The organism is Acidiferrobacter sp. SPIII_3 (assembly GCF_003184265.1).
Taxonomy (GTDB): Bacteria; Pseudomonadota; Gammaproteobacteria; order Acidiferrobacterales; family Acidiferrobacteraceae; genus Acidiferrobacter.
Window position 1 is genome coordinate 2,624,376 of sequence record NZ_CP027663.1, and the last position, 24,939, is coordinate 2,649,314.

The 24,939-nt window shown below is 64.5% G+C and carries 25 protein-coding genes; 15 read left to right on the top strand and 10 right to left on the bottom strand.

From position 1 onward, the window contains the following. Nucleotides 1-87 precede the first annotated feature (87 nt). The 7 genes from C4901_RS13240 to C4901_RS13270 are packed head-to-tail and all read left to right on the top strand — an operon-like array spanning nt 88 to nt 4,814. Nucleotides 88-957, top strand: a complete 870-nt coding sequence (locus C4901_RS13240) for a GspE/PulE family protein (protein ID WP_110137734.1) — start codon at nt 88-90, stop codon at nt 955-957. Further along, entirely contained in the window at nt 950-2,167 is a 1,218-nt protein-coding gene (locus C4901_RS13245) for a type II secretion system F family protein (RefSeq protein WP_110137735.1), read from the top strand. The genes C4901_RS13240 and C4901_RS13245 overlap by 8 nt, the downstream gene beginning before the upstream one ends. Before the next feature lie 10 nt (nt 2,168-2,177). After that, nucleotides 2,178-2,633 carry a type II secretion system major pseudopilin GspG gene (gene gspG, locus C4901_RS13250; protein WP_110137736.1) on the top strand — a complete coding sequence of 152 codons (456 nt, stop codon included), beginning with the start codon at nt 2,178-2,180 and terminating at the stop codon, nt 2,631-2,633. Then, nucleotides 2,605-3,045, top strand: coding sequence for a Tfp pilus assembly protein FimT/FimU (locus C4901_RS13255; RefSeq protein WP_168185732.1), 441 nt, complete (start codon nt 2,605-2,607; stop codon nt 3,043-3,045). Before gspG ends, C4901_RS13255 begins: the two co-directional genes overlap by 29 nt. Then, complete coding sequence (locus C4901_RS13260; protein WP_110137738.1) at nt 3,032-3,385, top strand: type II secretion system protein J; 354 nt, start codon at nt 3,032-3,034, stop codon at nt 3,383-3,385. The genes C4901_RS13255 and C4901_RS13260 overlap by 14 nt, the downstream gene beginning before the upstream one ends. Next, complete coding sequence (locus C4901_RS13265) at nt 3,382-3,978, top strand: prepilin-type N-terminal cleavage/methylation domain-containing protein (RefSeq protein ID WP_168185733.1); 597 nt, start codon at nt 3,382-3,384, stop codon at nt 3,976-3,978. Before C4901_RS13260 ends, C4901_RS13265 begins: the two co-directional genes overlap by 4 nt. Next, entirely contained in the window at nt 3,975-4,814 is an 840-nt protein-coding gene (locus C4901_RS13270) for a hypothetical protein (RefSeq protein ID WP_110137740.1), read from the top strand. Before C4901_RS13265 ends, C4901_RS13270 begins: the two co-directional genes overlap by 4 nt. Nucleotides 4,815-5,009: 195 nt before the next feature. Here C4901_RS13270 and kdpC read toward each other — a convergent pair whose 3' ends face one another. The 5 genes from kdpC to C4901_RS13295 all read right to left on the bottom strand — a co-directional run bounded on the left by kdpC (nt 5,010) and on the right by C4901_RS13295 (nt 11,594). After that, the gene (gene kdpC / locus C4901_RS13275; RefSeq protein ID WP_110137741.1) at nt 5,010-5,603 is read right to left on the bottom strand and encodes a potassium-transporting ATPase subunit KdpC; all 594 of its coding nucleotides are present in this window, start codon (nt 5,601-5,603) and stop codon (nt 5,010-5,012) included. An 8-nt stretch (nt 5,604-5,611) separates the two neighbouring features. Then, nucleotides 5,612-7,687 (bottom strand): potassium-transporting ATPase subunit KdpB, encoded by a 2,076-nt coding sequence (gene kdpB, locus C4901_RS13280; RefSeq protein WP_110137742.1) that lies wholly within the window; start codon nt 7,685-7,687, stop codon nt 5,612-5,614. 13 nt (nt 7,688-7,700) lie between these two features. Further along, nucleotides 7,701-9,458, bottom strand: a complete 1,758-nt coding sequence (gene kdpA / locus C4901_RS13285) for a potassium-transporting ATPase subunit KdpA (protein WP_110137743.1) — start codon at nt 9,456-9,458, stop codon at nt 7,701-7,703. Further along, nucleotides 9,455-9,547, bottom strand: a complete 93-nt coding sequence (gene kdpF / locus C4901_RS13290; RefSeq protein ID WP_110137744.1) for a K(+)-transporting ATPase subunit F — start codon at nt 9,545-9,547, stop codon at nt 9,455-9,457. The genes kdpA and kdpF overlap by 4 nt, the downstream gene beginning before the upstream one ends. A gap of 448 nt (nt 9,548-9,995) precedes the next feature. Continuing rightward, nucleotides 9,996-11,594: a type IV pili methyl-accepting chemotaxis transducer N-terminal domain-containing protein gene (locus C4901_RS13295; RefSeq protein ID WP_168185735.1), complete on the bottom strand. Its 1,599-nt coding sequence runs from the start codon at nt 11,592-11,594 to the stop codon at nt 9,996-9,998. A gap of 250 nt (nt 11,595-11,844) precedes the next feature. Between C4901_RS13295 and C4901_RS17355 the strand changes: the two genes are divergently transcribed. Further along, on the top strand, nt 11,845-13,017 hold the full coding sequence (locus C4901_RS17355) for a HAMP domain-containing sensor histidine kinase (protein WP_168185736.1): 1,173 nt from the start codon (nt 11,845-11,847) through the stop codon (nt 13,015-13,017). On the opposite strand, the gene C4901_RS13310 is transcribed toward C4901_RS17355, so the two are convergent. After that, entirely contained in the window at nt 13,014-14,216 is a 1,203-nt protein-coding gene (locus tag C4901_RS13310) for a metallophosphoesterase (protein ID WP_168185737.1), read from the bottom strand. The genes C4901_RS17355 and C4901_RS13310 overlap by 4 nt on opposite strands. A 153-nt stretch (nt 14,217-14,369) precedes the next feature. Then, the gene (locus C4901_RS13315) at nt 14,370-14,762 is read right to left on the bottom strand and encodes a DUF302 domain-containing protein (protein WP_110138661.1); all 393 of its coding nucleotides are present in this window, start codon (nt 14,760-14,762) and stop codon (nt 14,370-14,372) included. A gap of 302 nt (nt 14,763-15,064) precedes the next feature. Between C4901_RS13315 and C4901_RS13320 the strand changes: the two genes are divergently transcribed. From C4901_RS13320 to C4901_RS13350, 7 genes are all read left to right on the top strand, one after another. After that, nucleotides 15,065-16,375 (top strand): ISNCY family transposase, encoded by a 1,311-nt coding sequence (locus tag C4901_RS13320; RefSeq protein ID WP_110138618.1) that lies wholly within the window; start codon nt 15,065-15,067, stop codon nt 16,373-16,375. Nucleotides 16,376-16,377: 2 nt separating this feature from the next. Next, on the top strand, nt 16,378-17,268 hold the full coding sequence (locus C4901_RS13325; protein ID WP_110135819.1) for a DUF4338 domain-containing protein: 891 nt from the start codon (nt 16,378-16,380) through the stop codon (nt 17,266-17,268). Between the two features lie 135 nt (nt 17,269-17,403). Beyond that, nucleotides 17,404-18,207, top strand: a complete 804-nt coding sequence (locus C4901_RS13330; RefSeq protein WP_110137747.1) for a transporter — start codon at nt 17,404-17,406, stop codon at nt 18,205-18,207. After that, nucleotides 18,195-18,902 (top strand): class II aldolase/adducin family protein, encoded by a 708-nt coding sequence (locus C4901_RS13335; protein WP_110137748.1) that lies wholly within the window; start codon nt 18,195-18,197, stop codon nt 18,900-18,902. Before C4901_RS13330 ends, C4901_RS13335 begins: the two co-directional genes overlap by 13 nt. A gap of 244 nt (nt 18,903-19,146) precedes the next feature. Beyond that, on the top strand, nt 19,147-20,346 hold the full coding sequence (locus C4901_RS13340) for a diguanylate cyclase (protein ID WP_110137749.1): 1,200 nt from the start codon (nt 19,147-19,149) through the stop codon (nt 20,344-20,346). A 722-nt stretch (nt 20,347-21,068) separates the two neighbouring features. Then, nucleotides 21,069-21,371 carry a type II toxin-antitoxin system Phd/YefM family antitoxin gene (locus C4901_RS13345; RefSeq protein WP_110137750.1) on the top strand — a complete coding sequence of 101 codons (303 nt, stop codon included), beginning with the start codon at nt 21,069-21,071 and terminating at the stop codon, nt 21,369-21,371. Next, nucleotides 21,368-21,802 carry a type II toxin-antitoxin system VapC family toxin gene (locus tag C4901_RS13350; protein ID WP_110137751.1) on the top strand — a complete coding sequence of 145 codons (435 nt, stop codon included), beginning with the start codon at nt 21,368-21,370 and terminating at the stop codon, nt 21,800-21,802. The genes C4901_RS13345 and C4901_RS13350 overlap by 4 nt, the downstream gene beginning before the upstream one ends. Before the next feature lie 203 nt (nt 21,803-22,005). On the opposite strand, the gene C4901_RS13355 is transcribed toward C4901_RS13350, so the two are convergent. The 3 genes from C4901_RS13355 to C4901_RS13365 form a co-directional block, all read right to left on the bottom strand. Continuing rightward, complete coding sequence (locus C4901_RS13355) at nt 22,006-22,554, bottom strand: GNAT family N-acetyltransferase (RefSeq protein WP_168185738.1); 549 nt, start codon at nt 22,552-22,554, stop codon at nt 22,006-22,008. A gap of 180 nt (nt 22,555-22,734) precedes the next feature. Next, nucleotides 22,735-24,129, bottom strand: coding sequence for a cytosine permease (locus C4901_RS13360; protein ID WP_110137753.1), 1,395 nt, complete (start codon nt 24,127-24,129; stop codon nt 22,735-22,737). 37 nt (nt 24,130-24,166) lie between these two features. After that, a complete protein-coding gene (locus C4901_RS13365) occupies nt 24,167-24,919 on the bottom strand; it encodes a TonB family protein (RefSeq protein WP_110137754.1) in 753 nt (250 codons plus the stop codon). Between the last annotated feature and the right edge of the window lie 20 nt (nt 24,920-24,939).

The window sequence follows — 24,939 nt, forward strand, 5'->3', positions numbered from 1 at the left end:
CCATCGTCTGCCTGGTCTCGTTCATTCGCTGCGTTCCTCATCGGTTGAAATACGCAGCGAACGTTAGCAGGGACAAAAAACCGTTTCTTGCATGCTTACCGGAAAGACACCGTCCTTCGTCTTCTGACATGCCGCTCTGGCGATGTGGTGTTAGGGGATCTGGGACTGGCAGCGACCGATGAACATTGGTTGCGCACCGCGATTGCCGTTCCCCATGGCCTCATCCTGGCCACGGGCCCGACGGGCAGCGGCAAGATGACGACCCTCTATTGCGCCCTGAAAGAGATCGATGCCGCTCGTCGCAAAATCATCACGCTGGAGGATCCCATCGAATATCAACTGAAAGATGTCGTGCAGATCGCCGTGCGTCCCGACCTGGGACTCGGGTTCGCGCAAGGACTGCGGGCCCTTCTGCGTCAAGATCCCGATGTCCTCATGATCGGCGAGATCCGCGACGCCGAAACCGCCGGCATCGCCGTTCAGGCCGCGCTGACGGGTCATCTCCTCTTATCCACGCTCCATACGAACGATGCATTGGGCGCCATCGCCCGCCTGCGCGAGCTCGGTGTGGCATCGACCCTGCTTGCCGAAAGCCTCAAGGGCATCGTGGCCCAGCGTCTTGTACGACGCCTCTGCCCGATGTGCGCAAGCCCCACAGACTCGGCTGCGCCGCCTACCGGTTCGCCGTGTCCGCGGTGCGACGGGACCGGCTACCGGGGGCGGGTCGGTCTCTTCGAAACCCTTGCCATGACGCCCGCGCTTCGGGATCTGCTGGCAAGCGGCGCCCCTCCAAGCGCCTATGCAAACCTGCTTCGCCATACACCCCATCGCACGCTCGCCGACGAGGGCCACGACAAAGTGGCATCGGGGCTGACGACGGCCACCGAGGTGGCCCGGGTCACGGGACGGGAGCCGGAGACTTTGACGCAAGCGCTCTCGGATCACTCCCATGGCTGACTGGATCTATCAAGGGATCGATGCGCGTGGGCGGCTCTTCACGGGTCCGATCGAGGCCGCGGATGCCGATGAGGCGGCCCACAGACTGCAGCAGCAGGGACTGCTGACCACGCGTCTCGTGCCGCACACGCAAGCGGGCGGCACGAGCCCAGTACGCCACCACGGTCGTCGTCGTATCGACCGCGCGACTCTTCTCGCGTTCACAGACGCCCTGAGCGGCCTCTTGCGGGCGGGGCTTACGATCGAACAATCCTTGACGGTGGCCTTGACCTTGAGTCTGCCGCCTGCGGCACATCTCCTGATCGCAGACGCCCGCCACGATGTGCGCGCCGGCATCAGTCTGAGCGAGAGTCTTGCGCAGGTCGATGGTATCCCAACCCATTACGTGAGCCTCGTACACAACGGCGAGCTCACGGGCGATCTCGGCGCCATGCTCGCGCGGCTCCAGAAGGCGATAGCGCGTAGCGCGGAAATACGCGCCGGTATTCTGAACGCGGCGATCTACCCGGCGCTCCTCGTCGTCGTGATGCTTTTGTCCCTCCTCTTTCTTTTCATCGACGTCGTCCCCCGCTTCGCGGCCATGTTTGCCAGAAGCTCCATACGCCTGCCGGCCGCCACCCGCGCGCTCCTGGCCGTGGCCACCTTTTTGCACCGCAACATGATGGGCCTTTCATCGGGGGTGTTGGCATCCATCATCCTTCTTATGGGCGCCTGGCGTAGCCCGGGAGGGCGCGCGTCCCTGGAGCGTCTTGTCTTACACATCCCCGCATTGGGTCCAATCATTGTGTCTTTAGAGCTCGGCCGAGTGTTTCGGACCATGGCGGCCTTGCTCGCGGCCGGGATCCCCCTGACACAAGCCCTGACAAACATCTGGGCCCTGCCCGGCCCCGGCACCTTGCGATCCATGCTCCACACCTGGCACGAGCGCCTTGTGGCAGGCGAGAGTCCCGCGCAGTCCGTCGCGTCGTTGCCCTTGCTGCCGGCTTTCGTGCGGCAATTCATCGCCATGGGTAATGAGACAGGACGCATGGACGACGTCTTGTCGGCACTCGCCGACCGTCTCGAACATGACACCGATCGCGCGATCCACCGGGCCCTCTCGCTGGTCGAGCCCGCGGCCATCCTGGTGATGGGCTTGATTGTAGGCGCCGTCGTCGTATCGATCCTGGCCGCGGTCTTTGCCCTGAATACCGTCCACATCTCGACCTGAGGACAGCCCTATGTCCGACCTATCCATGCGACCATCCGTCCAGCAGGGACTTACACTCATCGAGCTCATTGTGGTGATGGTGATACTCGGGCTTTTGGTGAGCCTGATAGGCCCCGACCTCTGGTCCCGTCTCCATCAATCCCGAATGAGAACCGCGGCCATGCAGATCACCCTGCTCGGCTCCGCCCTCGACAACTATCGCCTGGACGTCGGACATTATCCCGTCACCGCCGCTGGTCTTATGGCCTTGCGGCGCAAGCCCCCCGGGGTCCGCGGTTGGAGCGGACCTTATCTTGCACACGGCGTGCCCCGCGATCCCTGGGGGCATCCCTACCATTATCGTTGTCCCGGGAAACACGGCGCCTATGACCTCTGGAGTGACGGACCCGCGCACGGCGCCCCCATCACATCATGGACCACGCGAGGATCTGCGCATCATGCGTCAGTCAGGCCTCACACTTCTTGAGCTGATCGCAGTCCTTGTGATCATGTCGGCCGCGATGGCGCTGGTGGGCCTGCCGCTTTTTGGCCAACACGAGACGCTCACGGCTTATAGTCGGCGCGCGCGCTCACTCGTCCATTTGGCGCGCCGCATGGCCTTGACACAAGGCGTCGTGGAAGAGCTCTGCATCGATCCGCGCACGCGCACGATCACGCTTCGGGGCCTCGTTTCGGACAAGCCACTCAGGCGGCGTGCCCTGCGCGTTCCCCATTCCATAAGGGTGACCGTGTCGGCAAAAGTGGGCCGCGACTCGTACGGCCGCCGCATCTTCCGATTTTATCCCGACGGCAGCGCGACACCCGGGACGATCATCTTTCAGCGAGGCGCTCGCCGCCTCCCCATCATGGTCGGGGTATTGTTCCATGCCTCACACTGAACACGGCTTTACCCTCCTTGAGGTGGTCGTGGCCATGGCGATTTTCGTGACCGGGGCGGCGACCATGCTTGACGAATCCTCGCTGCTCTTGCGCCAGATGAGCCGCGCGCATAGGGCGCTGCAGACAAGTCTCGCCCTGCAGGATGCGATGGTTATGACGACAGCCACTGCGAGGGCCCGCGGATCCCTCGCAACACCGCTGGTCTTTGGGCCGATCACAGTATCCCGGCACGACGGTCCCTCCTTCCTTCTCTTGGGCTCCCGCAAGCGGCGGCCCATTGAAGAGATCATCTTGAAGGCCCCGCGCCGGCGCGCGCTAAATTTATGGGTGCAACGATGAGAAGCGCGCAGCCGGGCTTCACGTTGATGGAACTCATCGTGGCCATCGCCTTGACCGCCGCGCTCATCGCCGGGCTTGCGGCGTTTCTGCATGACATCGTCCTGACCGAACGCCATGCGGCTCCCCGCGCACGGCAGGTCAGGCAGTTCCTGCTGGTGAACGGCGCCCTTCGCCATGAACTCGCCGCCACTCGCCCGGGCGACATCGCCCTGTCCGCCCATCGGCTCCTGTTCCTATCCGGCGCCGCCTATCGGGCCCTGCCCCCGGCGCGCTATTTCTACAGTTACATCTTCCATCCCGCGCGCCACACCCTGTCGCTGACATTGCGGGGCGTACGCCGTGACGACAAACCGGGGGAAACGCTCTTTCGTGGTGTGCTGCTCCGAAACGTCGCCGTGGCGCAATTTGCCGGTCTCCTGCAACCCGCCCGTACGCAAGACCCCTCGTTCTGGGTCCGACATATTCCGCGCCGCACGCTTGCGCGCCCGTCCGTAGCCCCGCGCGTGGTCGTGATTCGCCTCGACATCAGGGGTGGCCGCCATTCCACCTACCGGCACCTACCACCCCTCCTCTACGCATTGGCGTGGCCATGAGCACAAGTCGCGGCCTGGCCCTCTTGACGGTGCTCTGGTTCCTCCTACTGGCGGCGAGCGTGCTCGTGATCGCCGAGAATCGCACGAACCAAATGACCTCCCTTCTCTGGCAGGTCCGGCAACAACCGTATATCACGGCCCGCACCCAGGCCTTGCGGCTATTCTTGCCAGCGCTCTTGTCGGGCCAGGCACTTCCCCCGGGCGCGCCCGCCTGGGCGGTTCGGACAGCGCCTCGCTTTGCCCGCGCCGGTGTCTGGGGGCGGGGCGTGGTAGCCGTACCCTTTTCTCACCGATCCATCGTGGTACACATCCAGGACACGGGCGGCCTCCTGGCCCCCGGCTGGCAGCCTGCGCTGTTGCCATTACTGGCGGACGCGCTTGCCAGACACCCAGAATCCCCGCCCGCGCTCCTGGCACAGCTGCAAAGTTTGTATCTCGACAGTGATTCTCGAGCGGGTGCGCGGCTTACGGCCCCCGTGGCCTGGCGGTTTGCCGATCTCACCACGCGCCACCCCGTCTACGGCGGCCGGATCGACGTCAATAGCGTCCCGGCCTCGGTACTGCGGGTTCTCGGCCTCTCCACGTCCCGACTCCGCGCCTTCATCAGCCGGCGCCGACGGCGGACGAGACCCTACGCGCCGGACGATCTTGCCCGCCTGGCGCGCACTCTGGGATTGGCCGGACGGCATTATTTTGGGACGGGTCGCAGCGGCATATACCGCGTGCACCTCTATCTCGCGAGGCGTCACGGTGGCCGACGCGAAATCGCGCGCTACACGCTGCGCACGCCTCTTGCCGTATCCGGCGTGCCACTGAGACGGCCCGAAGGCCAATAGCGAGGACGTAAACGATAACCACCACAAGGCAACACCGGCTGCGATGGCGCCGCCAGTGTTCACCGGGCGGCCGTGCCCCTGTCGTGGGAACCCGGTCACCGGGGAGGCGTGCCCTTTGGGTTTCACACGTCGCGGAATGGTCGTAAAAAAGGCCGCGCCCTTGCGGACGCGGCCCTGCCCCTCAAGCGATGGCGTTCAGCCCCGAATGTGACCGCCGCGCATCTTCCACAAGGCGAGATTGAGCTTCACCACGTTGACCACGGGCTCGCCCAGGAAACCGAGCGAACGGGGTGTGGTGTAACGTTTGATGAGCGCCTCCAGCCGCGCCTTGGGGATCTTGGTGACATGCGCCACACGCGCCACCTGATAGCGGGCGGCGGCGATGCTGATGTCGGGATCGAGCCCCGAGGCCGAGGAGGTCACAAGATCGATCGGTATCGGCCCCCGCTCCTGGGGATCGGCCTTGCGCAAGGCCGCCACCCGCGCCGCCACGTGCTGGCGCAGCACGGGATTGTCGGGGCCCAGGTTGGAGGCGCTCGAGGCCTCGGCGTCGTAGGGCGTAGGCGAGGTCGCCGACGGACGGCTCCAGAACAGGCCGGGGCTCCGGAAGTATTGCCCGATGAGCGCCGATCCCACGACCCGGCCATGGACGCGTATCAACGATCCGTTGGCCTGGCGCGGAAACAGCGCCTGAGCTACCCCGGTCATGGCGAGCGGGTACATAAGCCCGGTCACGACCGCGAGAACAAGAAACAATACCACCGCCGCCCGCATATCGCGTGCCGTCATCACCCCTCCTATATCCATGTCAAGACCATATCGATGAGCTTTATGCCCACAAACGGCGCGATGATGCCGCCCACCCCGTAGATCCAGATATTGCGGCGCAGCAGGTCCTTGGCCGCCGCCGCCCGGTAGCGGACACCGCGCAAGGCCAGCGGTATCAGAAGCGGGATGATCACGGCGTTGAAGATCACCGCCGCCAGGATCGCGTGCGTGGGGGAACTCAGATGCATGATGTTCAGAGCCCCAAGCGCCGGATAGGTGCTCACGAAGGCCGCCGGGATGATCGCGAAGTACTTGGCGACATCGTTTGCGACACTGAAGGTCGTGAGCGACCCGCGCGTGATCAAAAGCTGCTTGCCGATCCCGACGATCTCCAAAAGCTTGGTCGGGTTGGAGTCCAAGTCCACCATGTTCGCGGCCTCGCGCGCGGCCTGCGTGCCGCTTGCCATGCACAGCGCGACGTCGGCCTGGGCAAGCGCCGGGGCGTCATTCGTCCCGTCGCCGGTCATGGCCACCATGTGCCCTTCCTTGTGGTACTCCTGGATGCGCGCGAGCTTGGCCTCGGGCTTAGCCTCGGCGATGAAATCGTCGACCCCGGCCTCGGTGGCGATGGCGCGCGCGGTGAGCGGGTTATCGCCAGTCACCATGACCGTGCGGATGCCCATGGTGCGCAGCGCCGCGAACCGCTCGCGGATCCGGCTTTTGACGATGTCCTTCAGTTCGACCACCCCCAGGGCCTCGCTGTCTTCACAAACGACGAGTGGCGTGGCCCCGCCCGAGGCCACCTTGTCGATCATGCGGTCAAGGCCCTCCGGCCAGGCCCCGCCCTCTTTGGCCACCCATTGGCGCATGGCGTCGGGCGCCCCCTTGCGGATCCGTCGCCCGGAGACATCGACGCCGCTCATGCGCGTGTCGGCGCTAAACGGCACCAGGACCCCGTCCTCGCTATCGCCCGAGGCCGCCATCTCCTGGGGAAAGCGCGTGCCGGCGAGTGTCACGATGCTCTTGCCCTCGGGGGTGGCGTCGGCGAGCGATGCCCGGCGGGCGCAGGTGGCAAGCCGCGCCTCGGCGACCCCGGCCACGGCATGGAAGGCCGCCGCCTGCCGGTTGCCGTAGGTGATCGTCCCGGTCTTGTCGAGAAACAAGACATCGACGTCGCCCGCGGCCTCGATGGCGCGGCCGGAGGTCGCAACCACATTGGCGCGCAAGAGCCGCATGATGCCGGCGATACCGATCGCCGGCAGCAACGCCCCTATGGTCGTCGGGATGAGGCATACGAGCAGGGCCACGAGCACCGTGATGCTGATCACATGGCCGGCGTGCGCCGCGTAATGGACGCTGTACCACGAGAACGGGAACAGCGTGATGGTCACCACCAGAAACACGAGCGTCAACACCACAAGCAGGATGCTAAGCGCGATCTCGTTTGGGGTCTTGCGGCGCGAGGCGCCCTCCACCATCTTGATCATGCGATCGAGGAAGGTCTCGCCGGATTGCGCGGTGATGCGCACCACAAGCCAGTCCGACAACACCTTGGTGCCGCCGGTCACGGCGCTGCGATCCCCGGCGGCCTCGCGGATCACCGGCGCGCTCTCGCCTGTGATCGCGCTCTCGTCGACCGAGGCGATGCCCACGACCGCCTCGCCATCCGAGGGGATGATGTCGCCGGCCTGCACGAGGACATGATCGCCCGTGCGCAGGGCCATGCCCGTCACCTTCTCGAACGGGCTGTCGGGGCGCGGCTCCTTCAGGCGCTTGGCCTCGACCTCCTGGCGCGCCTGCCTGAGGCTCGCGGCCTGCGCCTTGCCCTGACCCTCGGCCAACGACTCGGAGAAGTTGGCGAACAGCAACGTCAGCCACAGCCAGACGTCGACCACGCCGGTGAAGGCGGCGAGCGCCGGTTTATGGATGACGAGGTCGCGCACAAAGAGCGCCAGCACCAGCCACGACCCGACATAGACGACAAACATGACGGGATTACGCAGCTGATGACGGAGGTTCAGCTTGCGGAAACTATCGGTCAGGGCCTCGCGCGCCAGGCGGTCCCAGGCGAAGGTCCGCGCTGCGGTGGCAGCTTTCGCATTCATACTGTCTCCTTCCTTATTTCGACGCGGCGAGCGCGTGCACATGGGTCAGTTGCTCGGCGATCGGTCCCAGCCCCAAGGCCGGGAAGAAGTTCAAGGCCCCGACGAGCAGGATCACGCCCACCACCAGACCCACGAACAGCGGTCCGTGGGCACCGAGCGTACCGGCGGACGCCGGAAGCCGTTGCTTGGCGGCGAGCGACCCGCCCAGGGCCAGTAATGGCAGATAACTCCAGTAGCGCCCGAACAGGATGCACAGACCGGTGGCCACGTTATAAAAGGTGGTATCGGCACTGAGCCCCCCGAAGGCGCTGCCGTTATTGTTCGAGGCGCTGGTGAAGGCATAGAGGATCTCGCTGAAACCATGCGCCCCGGGGTTGAACGACCCGGCGCGCCCGGCGGCAAACGCCACCGCCACCGACGTGCCGATCAGGACCAGCAAGGGCATCACGAGGATCGACAACGACACCATCTTGATCTCGAAGGACTCGATCTTCTTGCCGAGATACTCCGGCGTGCGCCCGATCATGAGACCGCCCAGGAACACCGCGAACACCACGAACGCCAACATGGTCGCAAGGCCCGACCCCACGCCCCCGAATGCCGTCTCGCCAAGCTGCATGAAAAAGAGATTCACGAGGCCGGACAGGGGCATGAAGGAGTCGTAGGCGCTGTTCGCGGCACCGGTCGAGGTCGCCGTGGCAACACTGCCAAAGAGCGCCGAGCTCCCGGCCCCGAAGCGGTCCTCGACGCCCACCATATTGCCGCCCCCGGCGTTGGCCGCGGTCGTCGCCTGGCTCACGGAAAGACCATGGAACAGCGAGTTGCCAGCGAGATCGTAATGCAGGCTCGCGAGCGCCAAGGGCACAAACAGCACCAGCATGGCCGACAGGATCATGGTGCTCTGGCGGCGATCCTTGACCATGTGACCGAACATGAACACGAGCGCGGTCGGGATCAGGATCATCGCGATCATTTGTAGATAGTTGGTGAACGCCGTCGGACTCTCGAAGGGGTGCGCGGAGTTGGCATTGAAGAAGCCCCCGCCGTTATTGCCGAGCTGCTTGATGGCCTCCTGCGAGGCCACCGGACCCAAGGCGATGGTCTGATGGGTGACATGCGTCTTGCCGCTTGTAAACGGTGCAATGAGATGCGCCTGGACATAAGCGCCCAGGGTCTGGGGCGCACCCTGCTCCAGGAGCACGAGCCCGAGGATGACTGCCAAGGGCAACAGGACATAGAGCACGGTGCGTGTCATGTCCACCCAGAAGTTGCCGAGATGCCGGCTCTTGGCGCGGATGAGGCCGCGGATGATGGCGATCACGATGACGATACCGGTGGCTGCCGACAGGAAGTTCTGCACCGCCAGGCCCAGCATCTGCGACAGATAACTCATCGTCGACTCGCCGCCATAGGCCTGCCAATTGGTATTGGTGACGAAGCTCGCCGCGGTGTTGAAGGCCAGCGCGTGCGTGACATTGGCGAAGTGCTCGGGATTGAACGGGAGCCCGCGCTGCCACAGCAAAAGAGCGTACAAAAAGACCGTACCCAGGAGATTGAAGATGAGCAGCGCTATGGCGTAGCGTTTCCAGTCCATCTCGTCGTCCGGATGGATGCCCGCCAAGCGATAGAAGAGGCGCTCGACGGGCCCCAGCGCGCGCGTCGCCCAGAAGGTCTCGCCGCTATAGACACGGGCCATGTAGGCCCCAAGCGGCAGGGCCAACAGGATGGTGGCCACCAGCACGGCGACCAGGGTCTCGACAGGCGAGGTCATAGAAAACGCTCCGGATTCAGCAAAAACACGAGGAGATAAACGAACAGGCCGACCCCCAGGGCCAGCCCCACCCAGACAAAGACGCTCATGACCCCCTCCGCAGGCGCTCAAGCAGCGCGGTAAACCCGATCGAGGCGGCAAAGAACACGACAATCACGCCGAAATACACCCATGCCATCGGCACGTCTCTCCCAAGATGAGCGGGACAGCCCCGCGCCCATCTCCAAGCAAATGGCGTGCCGATATATATTTCTGTTATATATCAATACTATGGAAAACGCGGACGCAACCGCAGGAGGGCCTCATCGTTCTAGGAGCGGATAACGAAGCCGGAAATCTCGGGGCCGCGAGGAGGCCGGCCGCCCCGACCGCTGGGCCTTGGGTGCCTGAACCGATCCAAAGAGTGTAGGGGGCGGGCGGTACAAACGGCGCGCCCTACGGGGGTCTTGCGAGGATTGCAGGTGGATCGCAGGTATCGAGGCGCGACGGGACCACGGTGAGGTCGGGTCCGCGCATCGGACCCGACCTTGCTCTCCCTTAAGGGGCGCCGGCCTCGTCGAGCGCCGCCTGCGGAAACAGCTCGAGCAGCCCGGAACCCGTCTCGCGCACCTTTTCGACGCTCTTTTGGAACACCGAGCGCGTGATGCGCGCCCCGAAGCCGTCCTGGCACCATTCCCAGACCATGTGCAAAATGGTCTGTCCGGCCTGCAGTGCCACGGGCGCGGACAGGGCCGGTCGGCTCGGCTTTACCAGGTAGTCACGCAACTCATCGGCGGCGGCGCCGTCGAGCGCGACACTGTGCAAGCGGGTTGCGAGAAACATGCGCAGACTGATCGCCTTGCCGCGATCGAGGGCCTCGAGGCGGTCGAGTACTTGACCCAAGGCGAGCGCGAACGAGGCGGTCAGCGGGGCCACCTCGGTCTCCGCGGGGTCATTCTTATGGCTCTGACGGTAAGCGCGCACCGCTGGCAGCGGATCGACGTCATCTGGATGTCGCGGCCGCCCGAACTGCTTCAGGACCTCGGCGTGCAAGGCCGGGCGCAGATCGGGGACGCGCGCGAGTCTTGTGACGTCGCGCACGAAGTCGGTCAGGGTGATGTGCAGATAGGCATTGTAACGCTCCTCGAAGAGGTCGATGGCATTCATGATGTCGTCGGCGGACAGCCCCTTTTCCCGGAAGCGCCCGAGGGCATGGTGGACGGCGATCCGCCGGCGCGCCTGCTCGGCCTCCGAGGCCTTGGGCGCGTCCTTGTTCAAAAGCGCCTCGTAACGGGCCTTCATGCGCCCGATCTCGCCATCCTTTTCGGCGACGAGCCTCTCCAAGCTGCGCTCATAGACCTCGAGCGCCTGATCACGCACCGCGAGTTGGCGCAGAAAATGGAACAGGATCAGCGCGAAATTCGCGAGCGCGAGCATCAGGGCCGTGACCTGAATGAGGCGCAGGCGGGCGGCCTTGGCCGCGGCGACATTCTGCATGGCCGTGGTGAGCTGGTTCATGAGCCCGAGGAGCCGCAGATTGTGATGGGCCCCGAAGCGTATGGCCTGGCCCAGGCTGTCATGGGGGGCCAACCCCTGGGCGTTGAGGTATACGCGGCTCAAGAGATGGTGATAGGGTTTCCATAAGGCGAAGGCCTCGCGCAAGACGAAGCGTATGGCCTGGCCCAGGCTGTCATGGGGGGCCAACCCCTGGGCGTTGAGGTATACGCGGCTCAAGAGATGGTGATAGGGTTTCCATAAGGCGAAGGCCTCGCGCAAGACACCCTCGGCCGCGGCCCCGGTCACCGCCGCGAGATGCACCGGCCGGCCGGTGCCGCCGGGGACGGTGCCGCCGTGGGCGAAGGCGTTGAGGGTGTGATCGAAAAGACCCACCGTGGCGTGCAATTCCGCCAAGGCCGGGGCCGCGCTCCGGTCATGATCTTCGGCATAATCGATCCGGTAGAGGGCCTTCATCATGCGCTGCGACAGCATGCGTTGCCGGCCGGCGAGATTCACCGCCACCGCATTCCTCTGGATCTGCGAGGCCAGGGTGAAGTTCAAGACCAGCACGCAGAGATCGAGTACCAGGAACAAGGCAATCGAGGACACGAGCGTGCGATACTTGGCGGCGATGCGCATGGGCGCCATGCCTTCAGTCATATAGAAACCCCTCTCATGTGATCGTTCCCCGATCCCTCGCAAAAACGGGGCCAACCCGCACGCTTTCGTGCAAGTGACTGTTTCTTCTCCATTAAGAGGCGCTCTATGCCCGCAAGATGCGACACCAGGCTGATCCATTGCGAGGCGCGCGATGCGCCTTGCGCCCCCGTGTAGGGCGCAGCGCCTTGTCAGACAAGCGGCCTGGGCTATTCTTTCCCAAACGGGGTGTACCCATGCCGGACGATGCCAGATGAGTGTGGTGCCTGAAACGAACGGCGACCGCGGCGATGCGCCGCGACGGCGGATACTCGTGGTGGACGACGACGATGGACTGCGCGCCGGGCTCGCCATCGGCTTGAAGCGCGACGGCTACATGGTGCAACTTGCGGGCGATGCCCGCGAGGCGATCGAGAAGCTTGCGGGCATGGACTTCGACCTTATCCTGCTCGATCTCCACCTCCCAGGCGCCATCAACGGCCTGAGCCTGCTGAACACCATCCGCACCGAACGCTCGCCCTTGAACCTCCCGGTCATCATCATCTCGGGATCATCCGATAGCGCGAATATCGTGACGGCATTGCGCGACGGGGCCAACGATTATGTCGTGAAACCCTTTGACGCGGGCACGGTGCGCGCCCGCGTCCGCACACAGATCACGCTAAAGGCGCTGAAGGACGTCAACGACCACTTTCTGCGGACCGCGAGCCACGACCTGAAAAAGCCGATCATGCTCATGCTCGATATCGCAAGCCAGATCCGGCTGTCGGCACAAAGCGGCGAACCGATGTCGGCCGACGATCAATCGGCCTTGGATCTCCTGATCGATACCGGGAAATACATGCAACAGATCATAGGTGAGCTTCTCGATATGGGCGCCATCCGCGCCGGTCGCATCCATCTGCAGAAACAGCCCACGGACTTCGGCGCCATCGTCCGGCAAGCCGTGGCCCATAATTCCGGCTACGCCCATGGCAAGGGTATCGAGCTTGGCCTCAAGTTCTCGCCGGGGCTGCCCCACATCCTGGCCGACGAACTGCGCCTCCTGCAGGTGCTCGACAACCTGATCGGTAACGCCATCAAATTCAGCCCGGCAAAGACCCGGATCATGATCTCCACCCTGATCGACGGCGAGTACATCGTGTGCGAGGTGGCCGATGAAGGCCCGGGGCTCTCCGCGCAGGATCAGGCGCGCCTCTTTCAGCCCTACCAGTCGCTCAGCAACAAACCCACCGGGAACGAGCAAAGCACCGGACTGGGTCTTGCCATCTGCAAGGAGTTGATCGCCCTTCATCAGGGCGAAATCGGGGTGCGCAACAATGTCACCCGCGGCGCCACCTTCTGGATCCGTATCCCGGCGAGACCCCCGCCGGCACACGAGGCCACCCTGGCCGAACCCGGCATGACCGCCGGACAGGCGACCTAGGAACGCCGATCGCTGAAGGCGGTCACCGTGGACGCGGGCGCCTCCTCCGCGCTGACCGGGGCGGGAGACGCGACCGGGGCCGGCTGCCCTCCGGGATCGAGGCGTCCCGGTCCCACGCGAAAGAGCGTGATCTCGGGCGGCGCAAGCAAGCGAAACGGCGGTCCCCAGGCCCCGGTCCCGCGACTCACATAGAGATAAGAGGCGCGCGCCAGACGAAAAAGCCCGGCGTGCGCCGGATAGTAGAGGCGGGTCAGAAAGCCAAAGGGGAAGATCTGACCCTTATGGGTATGCCCGGAGAGTTGCAGGTCGAAGCGGGTCTCCGCGCCGGGCAACACCTCGGGGCGATGCTTGAGCAGCACCGTAAAGACCCCGTCCGACAGCCCGCGCAGGACCCGCGCCTCGTTTCTCGCCGACTCACCCGGCCGGCCGGCCACCGGGTCATCCACGCCCACGATCCGCAGACCCGGAACGGTCACCGCGCGATTGCGCAGCACGATAAACCCGCAGCGCTCCATGAACGCGAGCGAGGGCGCAAGGCCCGCGTAACACTCGTGATTGCCGATGACCGCGAACTTTCCGAGGCGCGGCTTCAAGGCCGACAAGACCTCGGTCACGGGCACCGCAAGACCGGCCCGCGAATCGATCAGATCGCCGGTCGACACCACAACATCGGGATCATGGTCGCGCAACCGCTTCAGGAGCGTCTCGATGCGCCGCCGCCCATTCATGGACCCTATATGCACATCCGAGACCTGGGCTATGCACAGCACCCCGGAAGGGCCGACATCCTTCGTAGTCGGTATGTCGACCGTCTCGACGCGAATGCGTGAACGCTCGATAAAGGCGTAGAGCGCCAGGACCGCGGTAAGGCCCAGGGTGAGCGCCAGCGACACGAGCCTGGCGGCAGGCGCGGGCGGCACACCGGCCAACGTGAACGAAACCGCCAACACCAGATCGGCGGCGAGTCGCGCCATGACAAACAGCAGGACCAGGCCGGCCCAGGTGTAGCCGATCCAGGAAAACACCCGGCCCAACCGCTCGAACCCTCGGCGATCGAGGCGCCGGGCAAGAAACGGGGTCAGCCCGAGACCCGCAAGCGCCCCACCAAGACCTAGGCGTTCGGGCTGCGACAAGCCCAGGCCGGCGGTCAGGACATGCCATATGAGGACGTGCGCCAGACCGTAAAGGGTTACGAACACAGGAAAAATCATCTACGAACCCTCGAAAGCCAGACGCCATTGTGGCGCATCACCCCCGGCGCTCCCAGGCACCTTTAGACACCCGCATCAAACTATCCGGCAAGCGGATCCCCGCAAGGCGTGTAAGGCAAGGGCGTGGTGCGCCTCGCCGCCTCAGGAATCCAGCGCGCGTGCGACGATCTCGGCGAAGAGCGTATCGAGTTCCGCGCCCAGGGTGTCGAGATCCGGGTGACCATAGGGCGCGAACACGCGCGAAGGGCGGCGGTACGCCACCGTCGTGCGCCCGCCCCGGACATAGATGTGGAGACGCAACGGGATGTCGAGCCCCGCCTCCTTGCGCGCGGTCCACACGCGCACCGCGAAATCCGGGCGAAAGATCTCCAAGATCTGATCGCAGTCGACGGTAAGACCCTTCCTGGCGGCATTGGCCTGCCCATTGATGTGCGCCACGAGGCCCATGGGTACCGCGGCAACCGCCGCCTTCAGGTGCTCCACGGTCTCGTCACAGCCGTAAGGCGACGCCGCTTGCACTAAATCCTCGCTCATCGTGTCATCCTTGTCCGGCATGGCCGGCTCGTTGCCAGGGAAGGTCCGGGTATCGGGAGCGTGCGTGGCCGAAAATCCCGTGGGCCGCGAGCAGCTCTACGAATCCCCTTGCCGTCCACGCCATCATCAGCAATTCTAAATGTGGTAATAGTTCTCAATACGAGCCCCTCCCGATACCAGCGGACTTCGGGGGCTGGACAAAAGCCGGGCATTGTTGTATAACGTCGCTGGGTCATAAAAACTCATGCGAGTGCGGCTTGGCGTTTCCATTTCTCACACTCAAATCCCTGAGCTTTGGCGCCATGATCACCGCCATCAAGGAGGTATTCAAGGGACTGCCGGATCAGCGCAAGGGGAAGAATGGCGTCTACGCAATGGAAGACGCCGCATTGGCGGCGTTTTCGGTATTCTATACCCAGAGCCCGTCGTTTCTCGCCCATCAAAGAGCGATGGAGAAGACCAAGGGGAGGAGCAATGCCCAGAACCTCTTCGAGATGGTGTTGATCCCGACCGATGCCTGCATCCGTAAGCTGCTGGATCCGGTCGACCCCCAGCATGTCTATCCCCTGTTCGAGCAGATCTTCGATGCCCTCGATGCCGGCGGCCATATCGATTCGTTTCGCGTGAAGCTCGATTCTTCCTCCCCGGAGGCCGACACGTTGCTCATGGCCTTGGACGGGACGCAATACCACCAATCCGCCGACATCCATTGCCATCAGTGCACGAAGACCGAGCACAAGGATGGCTCGGTGAGCTATTCCCACACGATGGTCAGTCCGGTCGTGGTGACGCCCGCATCCAACGAAGTCATCTGCCTGCCCCCGGAGTTCGTCGAGCCCCAGGATGGCCACGCGAAGCAGGACTGCGAAACGATGGCCGCGAAGCGCTGGTTTGCCGCCCATGGCAACCGCTACGCGGCGCGGGGCGCGACCTTCCTGGGCGACGACCTCTACGCGCGTCAGCCCCTCTGCGAGCAAGTCCTGGCCTCGGGGGGAAACTTCATCTTCGTCTGCAAGCCAAGTTCCCACGGCACTGTCTACGAATGGATCAACGACCTCCAGCGCATCAACGCGGTCCCCACCCATCAGGTCACGTGGCGCAAAGGCAGAACGGTATACACCGATACCTACCGCTTCGTCGCCGATGTGCCCTTGCGCGATCGCGACGACGCCCTCAAGGTCAACTGGCTCGAGCTCACCACCAGGGATGCCTCCGGCCAGGAGACCTACCACAACGCCTGGATCACCCGCCATGCGCTCGACTCGGACAACGTCGCAAGCATCGCCGAAGCGGGACGGGCGCGATGGAAGATCGAGAACGGTGCCAACAATGTGATGAAGACCAAGGGCTATCATCTCGAGCACAATTTCGGCCACGGCGAACAGCATCTCGCTTCGCTCTTTGCCACCTTCAACCTGCTGGCCTTCCTGCTGCATACGTTCCAGGGCATGGTCAGCGAGAAGTACCGGCTGGTACGCGAGCATCTCGGCACGCGCACGAAATTCTTCCATGATATCCAGGCGCTTACGACCTACTGGTGCTTCGAGAGCTTCGAGGCCCTGCTCGACTTCATGATCAAGGGCCTCGAAATCGAAGGGCCCGACAGTAGTTAAACATGGACGATATCCGCTTCTGCGGCCAACCGCTGGATGAGGCACAGCTTGCGCTCATCGTCGAGCTCGCCCGCCGCTATGGGCGCTTAAGCCGCCATGAGCTTGCGCTGACGGTATGCGAACTCCTGGATTGGCGCCGCCCCAAGGGCCAACTGAAATCCATCGAATGCCGGGCGCTACTCGAGAAGTTGCATGACAACGGCCGCATCTGCCTGCCGGCACTCAAGGCGGGCCGCCCCAAAGGCGCCGCTACGTCCACGCGCATGGCCTGGGACCCGGAACCGTCCCTCATCGATGTTCCGCTCGAAGCGCTCAGGCCCGTTCGTCTCGAGCGCGTGGAGACATGCGCCCAACGCGATCAGTGGCGAAGCCTGGTCGCGCGTCATCATTACCTCGGCCACCGCGTGCCCTTTGGCGCTCATCTGCGCTACCTGATCAAGGCCGCCCAGGAAAACGTGCTGGGCTGCCTCCAGTTCTCCTCGCCCGCCTGGCGCATGAGCGCGCGGGATCGGTGGATCGGGTGGGACGACGCCACCCGGGCCGCGCGCCTGCAGCACACCGTGTCAAACTCGCGCTTCCTGGTCCTGCCCCACGTGCGCGTCAAGAACCTGGCCTCCCATGTGCTGGCGCTTGCCCTGCGACAGGTCACCACCGATTGGACGGCCGCCTACGGCGTCCAGCCCCTGTTGGCCGAGACCCTCGTCGATCCCGCCCGCTTTACCGGACATTGCTATCGGGCCGCCCACTGGATCGACGTCGGTCTCACCTCCGGCCGCGGCCGCCAAGACCGCCACCATGAACGCCATGGCGCATGTCCCAAGCGCGTCTTCCTCTATCCCCTCGTAACCGACGCGCGCGAAAAACTCCAAAAGCCTTCAAGGCCCCTAGCGTAAGCCGGCAAGAAGTGATAATCGTTTCTACTTTTAGAATTGCTGCGCCATCATCGACTGTAATGCAAAGTAGCGGCTGCTACTGTATCATTCGCCGGTTTCGAGGCTCACACAAAATCCACCCAAAGACAAGACACCATGCGCCTGACATCGATCCTCATCGCAATCCCCTGGCTGCTCGCCGCGGCGCCGGTATCCGCCATGACCATGCCTTCGCTCCCGAATCCCTGTGCCGGCCCTTCGGGTCTGCTCGCGGAGCTCGACCGGCCGACCATCGCCGACAGCGCCTGCGTGGTTCAACCGGGACGCGCCATCGTGGAAATGGGCTATGCCCATCTCAATACGAACGACGGCACGCGCCAAACGCTCCCGCAGGCGGAGCTGCGATTCGGTCTGCCCCATCGTAACGAATTCGTGCTCCTGCCCCCGAATGCGACCTATGCAGGCAATGAAAGCGGGGGCGAGACCGATTACAGCGCGGTGGTCATGGGGCTCAAGCACGAATGGGGCTATACCCGCCACTGGATCTATACCGGCGAGGTCCTGTTCACCGCGCCCGGGACGCACAATGCCGCCGGCACCACGGATGGCTGGGGGACCGCCGTAAACGGGATTGTCGGGTACAGCCTCACGCCGAGCGTCGCGCTCGGGCTCATGCTCGGCGTCACGAGTCTTTATGATAGGGCGGGGCGGCGCTACACGAGCCTGAACCCGGATTTCACCGCCACCTGGCTCATCGATCCGCGCTGGCAGCTGTACGCCGAGGTCTATGGGCAGACCCACACCGCCCAAGGGGCCGGCAGTGGCTGGGACACCGATGGGGGCGTGCAGTATCTCATAACGCGACACATCGAGGTGGATGCCGAGATCGGGCAACGGCTGTCCGGGGCGCTGGGCGGCTACCGCCACTACTGGGGAATGGGTGCGGGATGGGAGTTCTAGAAAAGGGCGGCGGAAACGATCCTTTGGCCCCCGAGCGCGAAGGCGTCACGAAGTTCACACTTTACTACACCCGTGGCGCACCGCTCATGGCCGCGCGCCTTGCCACCCTGCAGGCCTGGCGGCGGATACTCTTCGATCTCGGGCTCATAGGACAGGAGCTCACCGCGGCAGGCCCTATCGGCTTTGGAAACGTAAGTGAGCGCTTCGACGCGCAAGAGCGCAGGGGGTGCTTTCTGATCACCGCGACCCAGACCGGCCACAAACCCACGCTCACACCCAAAGACTACAGTCTCGTGACGGGCTGGGATCTGGCCGCCAACCGCATCGACGCCGAGGGACCGGCACCCCCCTCCTCGGAATCCCTGACGCATGCCATCTTCTACGCATTGCTGGCCGATGTGCGTTATGTATTCCACGGCCACTCCCCCGAGATCTGGTCACACGCCGACGCCCTCGGACTCCCGTCGACCGATCGCCGCGTGCCCTATGGGACCCCGGAGATGGCCCGCGAGGTCCAGACCCTCCTGGCCCTGCCCGATAGCCGCGCAACCGGACTTCTGGTCATGGGTGGCCATGAAAACGGGGTGATAAGCTACGCCGCCACCGCCGATGCCGCGGGCGACATGCTCATTCAGACCTTGACGCGGGCCCGCGGCCTGGCATCGAAGATGAAAGACAAGCGGCCATCGGGATAACAGTTTCCCCACCCGCCCATGAAGACCATCAGCGCACGAGCGCCCCGACGCACGGGCAATGAAACGGGCCCGGACGAATCCGGACCCCGAAAACCTCGCGTCCCGCCGATCACGACCCGCCCCCCGTGCGAGATTCACATGAGCGCATCTACGGCCTCGGCCTGGGCCCGCAGTCGACCCGGGGCCAGGTGCGCGGACATAACGAAGGCGCGACCTGCGCGCCAACGATCGAGGGGAGCAGTTCATGTCTGACACGCATCAACCCGAGACGGGGCCCGCGGACGGCCATGCGATCGCCGGATGGGTTCGCTTCGTCAGTGGCTTCTTTCCCGTGCATCCGGGCGCGCTGGCCGATCTCCTGAACGCGAAACAACATCCCATGATGTTCGGTCACCACCGCGCCCGCTTCCTACTGTCGCGCGCGCGGCTCATGGCGATGTTGTTCGCCATACTCACGCCGCTATGGATACCCGTGGACGCGTGGGTCTTCCCTCAGTCGATCTGGCAGCCCCTGGCGTTGGGGCGTATCATCGCCAGCGTGGGCTTCGCCGTGCTGGCGATGCGTTCCCGTGAGGCAACGAGTCTCAAAAAAGCGCACCGCGCCCTGGCCTTGCTGTTTCTCATACCCGCGGCGTTCTATCTCTTCTCGCACGCGGTTTTGGCGCACGCGTCCCTGGATCGATTCGGTACAGTCATGGCCAGCAGCTACGCATTCCTGCCCTTCATGATGATGGCCGGCCTCAGTATCTTCCCATTGACGGTACGGGAACTGGGTGCGTTGACGCTACCGCTCCTCGTGGTCTTTGCGATCCCGGTCGTGGATCGCGATGCCTTCATGATGCCGACCCTCGACGCCGTGGCGGTACTCTGGCTGCTCGCGCTCGTAGCCGCGGTCGGCGGCCTGTCGGCGATAAGCCAACTCCAGATCCTGCGCTCGCTGTTTGCGACATCCGTAATCGACCCGTTGACCGGAACCCTGAATCGCGGCAGCGGGAACGAACTCATTGCGCTGCAGTTCGCGCTGGCGCAGCGCCATGGCTACCCGCTGGCCCTTGCGTTTGTGGATCTCGATGACTTCAAGCAGGTCAACGACACGGCAGGCCATGAGAGCGGGGACCGACTGCTCAAGGAGGCCGCACAGGCCTGGCACGCGACCTTACGCAAGAGCGACACCATCCTGCGTTGGGGTGGCGAGGAATTCGTGCTGGTGCTGCCCTATACGGACTGCCATCATGCCGATCACCTGATCCGCCATCGCCTGCCCGCGCTACGACGACCAGATGGCACACCCCTCACCTTCAGTATCGGGGTCGCGGAATGGCGCGCTGACGGCGTGACACGCTGGCAGGCGTTGGTCGCGCTCGCCGATGAACGCATGTATCAGGCCAAGACCATGGGCAAAAATGCCATCGTCACATGCGCGCCTGGAGCCCCCCTTACGTAGGGACTGAAAGCGCCCGGTTTGTTGCGCCCGCCCCTTACGTTTCGCCGGCGACCGAATGACACACGGCGCGCCCGGTAGCATCGGCCTCGCCATCACCCCATGGGATCGGGGCCCACACGCGCATCACCACACGGCCGCGGTGACCAGGCGGGTCCCGGAAGTCTCACCACAATGATGCAATCGCCTGCCGCGTGTCGGGAAGACGGCAGCGGCGCGGTATAGGCCCCCGCGCGCGGTTTCCGGCGAGGCGTGGATCGGCTGACCGACACAAACTCAAGGCGGCCCGAAGCCCAAGTCAAACGGCCCGGCAGCTACCCCTGCGACACAGGAGGACGCCCGAACCCGACGAGACACACCAGGGCGACAAGGATCCGCCCCGCCCGTCGAGGAGACCATTCTCGGCGATACCATAAGCCATGGGGGCAAGACAGCACCCAGCAATTCTCAATGTGGCGCTGACCATGGGCACCGAGTGGCGTCCCGCATGACGAGAAGGCGCCCAACATCCGGCACAGGCGCGTCCAGACAGACGCATTCTTGCATCGTCACCGGGGCGTCCCGCATGACGAGAAGGCGCCCAACATCCGGCACAGGCGCGTCCAGACAGACGCATTCTTGCATCGTCACCGGGTGATCCAGGCGCTGTCGCTTCACATTGAGAATTGCTGGACAGCACCTCAGAGAGTTGCCTCTGATCTCGGCGGCGTGCTAGCCTGGTCACCATGACCAGAAAACACAACGCCCACGCCGGCGCCCTCCCCCGGTCACCTCAGGGGCGATGGCGCCTTCAGGATGCGAAAGCACGGTTTAGCGAACTCGTGCGCCTGGCGCGCAGCGAAGGGCCGCAGTGCGTCACGCTGCATGGCCAGGACGCGGTGGTGGTCATCAATGTCGAAGAGTTCCGGCGGCTCAAGGGCGAGTGCACCGGGCAACGGCTCATCGACGCGCTTCAAACGTCACCCCATCGTGATATCGAAATCACACCGCATCGCTCACCCATGCCGGTGCGGGATGTCGAGTTGTGAGCGGTTGGCTGCTCGACACCAACGTCATTTCTGAACTCCGCCGACCCCGCCCCGAAACACGCGTCGTCGCGTTCGTCGCGACGCAACCGCTGGAACAGCTCTTCGTCAGCACGGTGACGTTTGCCGAGATTCGATACGGCATCGAGATGGTCGATGACGCCATCCACCGCGCCGAACTCAACGATTGGCTGACGACCAAGGTGCGTCCGATGTTCGAGCAGCGTGTCCTCGACGTTTCCGAGGACGTGATGTTGAAGTGGCGTCTTCTCGTCGAGGACGGCCGCAAGGCCGGACACACGTTTTCGCAGCCCGACTTGATCATCGCAGCCACCGCCCGTCACCATGGCCTGACGGTCGTGACCCGCGACACGGCCGACTATTCGCGCGCAAAGGTGCCCGTCCTGAATCCGTGGGTCGACCAAACATCATAGACCAGGCCGACCTGCAGCACGCGGCCGGCCTCCGGGAGGGGCTCGCGGGGGCCAGACGCCATCGCCATCCATCCGTTCAGAAACGAGGAAGACGACCCGATGGCAAGGATTGCGAACAACCAAAGGGCCCCGGCTCACCCGCCACGCGTCGAAGACCAGCACGACCACCTTGCCCGCGCACAACGTACCGCAACGCCCGGCCCTCAGGACACTCCGTGGTCGGGCAAGGCCTTGCGCATCACCGTGAACGCCAAGTCGCGCCGCTTCGGGATGCCAAAGCGTTCGTCTCCATAAGGAAAGGCCCGGCGCTCGCCGGTAAAATCATAACCCATGCGTCGATACCAGGCGACGAGATCCTGCCGCAGATCGATCACCGTGATCTCGGCGCGGCGTGTGCCCCAGCGAGTCACGGCCCAGCGTTCGGCATGCTCGATCACAGACCGCCCCAGGCCCCGGCCCTGTAGACCGGGACGGATCGCGAAAAGCCCGAGATCGACCCCTGTCGGTGGCGTCTTTTCGAGATGGATACAGCCGCACAACGTCCCCGCGACATGCGTCTGGAGAATGCGGCTGTCATCGCGCGCGAGGATCTCGCGCAGCATATCGGCATCGATGCGTTGTCCGCCCAAAAGATGCGCCTCGCTCGTCCAGCCCTTGACCGGGCCGGTGGCGCGATAGGCGTCGTTCACGAGGTCGGCGAGGGCGGCGGCCTCGTCGGCACGGGCAAAGCTCCATTCGGTGATGGCGCACACACGACATCCTCTCTCCATCAGGAACGCCCTATGGTAGGGCGTGCCGGGGACAGGCGCCATCTGCCGTCGTGCCGCGCTGCGGGTCGCGCAGCCCTCGCCGAAGCCATCCGCTGGGCATGAGTCACGCCCGCCCTGGCATGCACCGTGTTGCGCGCAGCGGCTGCGAGGCCGCCCGTCACGCTACAAGGGGGGTGCGCCGGCCTTGGCCCGCTCGAGACCGGCCGGCTGCGGTGCCCCACGCGCAAGACGCGCAACCACGGCAAGCAGCGCGGCCAAGGCGAAACCGACCAGCGGCGAAATGTCGACCCCCCCGAGCGCGCGGGCGCCATAACCCACCCATAGCGGGTTGCTCGAAAAAAGGGCGCTCGCCACGATCGCGATTACCAGGACCCCCACGCGCCGGCGACGGCCCTCGGCCCATGATGCCGGGTCCGGCGGCAATCCCTTGCCCCAAAGGTCCCCCAGTATCTGCACGACGACCACGCCCGTCCAAGGGGCGGCTACGATGATGAGGAGCGACAGGAAGGTCTCGAACACGTCCAGAAAGGTCGGGGCATAAAACAGGATCCAGACCGCCATCGCCGTGCCTATGGAGGCATCTACGAAGGTCGAGAGGCGCCGATTCAAGTCACGCCGCAGGGTCACGGCAAGGCTAAAGGCCGAGCTGAACGCGTTCAAGAAGTTCGAGGCGAGCAAGCCCATGACCGCAAACAGGCAAAAACCATAATACAGGACCTCGCTATGAAACATACCACGCGGAAAGGCGATACCGTCCCTGCCGAATGTCACCCCGCCCGCCTGATACAAGGCCACGGACACAAAGAGGATCACGAACGACCCCAGGAAACCACCGGCCGTAGGGGCCAGCGCGACGCGCGCAAGCGGCGTGTCACCACGCGTGAACCGGGAGTAGTCGGACGCGAACATGGTCCAGGAAAGCGCCCCGCCCATGAGCCCCAAAGACAAGGCGCCCAGGGCCTCATGCAGCGTGGTCACCGACACGGCCGTTCGGGTACCCAGAAGGCTTGCCTTTAAGGGTACATGAAAAAGGATGACGATCGAAAACAGCATGAGAAGCACGGCGCCCGCCTTCTGCGCCGCGACGATGGCGCGGTAGCCGAGGAGCGGGACTGTGAAGTTGGCGAGCAGCGACACCACGAGCGCGATCAGTGTCGCACTCAGCGGATAGACGACCTCGCCTTGAAACAACAGACTGCGCACGATATAGATGACGATCACAAGGACAACGCTCTCCCACCCCACCTGGGAGAGCCAATTGGCCGCCGATATGGCACGATTGGCGCGCGCGCCGAATAGGTGCTCCGACACCACCATGGTCGGCAGACCATAGACGAATCCCGGGATGCTCACGATGCCGACCAAAAGGAAACACCCGGATGCCGCCAGCATCACCCACAAAAACGGCGCGCCCGGGAATGCCTGCGCCATGATGCCGCCCAAGGGAATGGTCGAGGCGGTCATGGTGGCGGCGAGCCATATGAAGAGCGCCCCCCACGAGGAGCCCCGGCGTTGATCCGCGCCGGTCGCCCCTAGAGAATGCCGTTCGCGCGCCATGGTTTGGCCCCCCTGCTTATGCCACGTCCGATGCCGCTCATGAACCGTCGCCACTGATGTGTACGGTGATCTCGAAGGTCGTATCCCGCTTGGGCATGCGCTTTAGGAACGGCGGGAAGTGACCGCGCTCGACGGCCGCAAGCGCGGCGCCGTTGACCGCCCGAATGTGACTGGGCACAAGGACCTTGGCCCACAGCAGGCGCCCGCTCGGAGACAGCCGAAATTCTATCGTAGAGTGGCCGGAAAGGCCCATGGCCTTCAGCATCGCCGGCACGCGCAAGTGCCCCTGTATCATGGGCCGCACGAGGCCCACGTAGCGCGACATGAGCGAGGCGAGGAGTTGCGGCGACGGACTGGGCGCGGGCGCCGGCTTATGGGGCTTCATCGGCACGGCCTTATGGGGCCGTGCCACCGGTCTGGGCCTGTGCGGCGGCACCACGGGTACCGTCTTCGGGACCACCTTGGGTTTTACGGGCGGCGGCACCACCTCGTGCACCGGGGCCCTGGTCACGATCGGCTTGGGTGGAATCTTATGGACCAGAGGCGGCGGCACCACAGGCCGCGGCCGCGGCTTGGGCTGCGGTGGCACGGGCCTCGGGAGCGCCACCATCTGCACCGCGATCGAGCTTGGACGCACCGTGCGCGGCACGCTGCGCGGCCACAGGGCCACGAGCGCGACCAGCGCGATCTCCAGCACGAAGGCCCCGGCCAGGGCGTATCCGAAGACCCGCGAATCGTCGCCGTCGCCGCCGGCGTGCGCCGGCCCGCTGGGCCACCCCAAAACGCTCATACGCGCCTCCCCGACCCCCA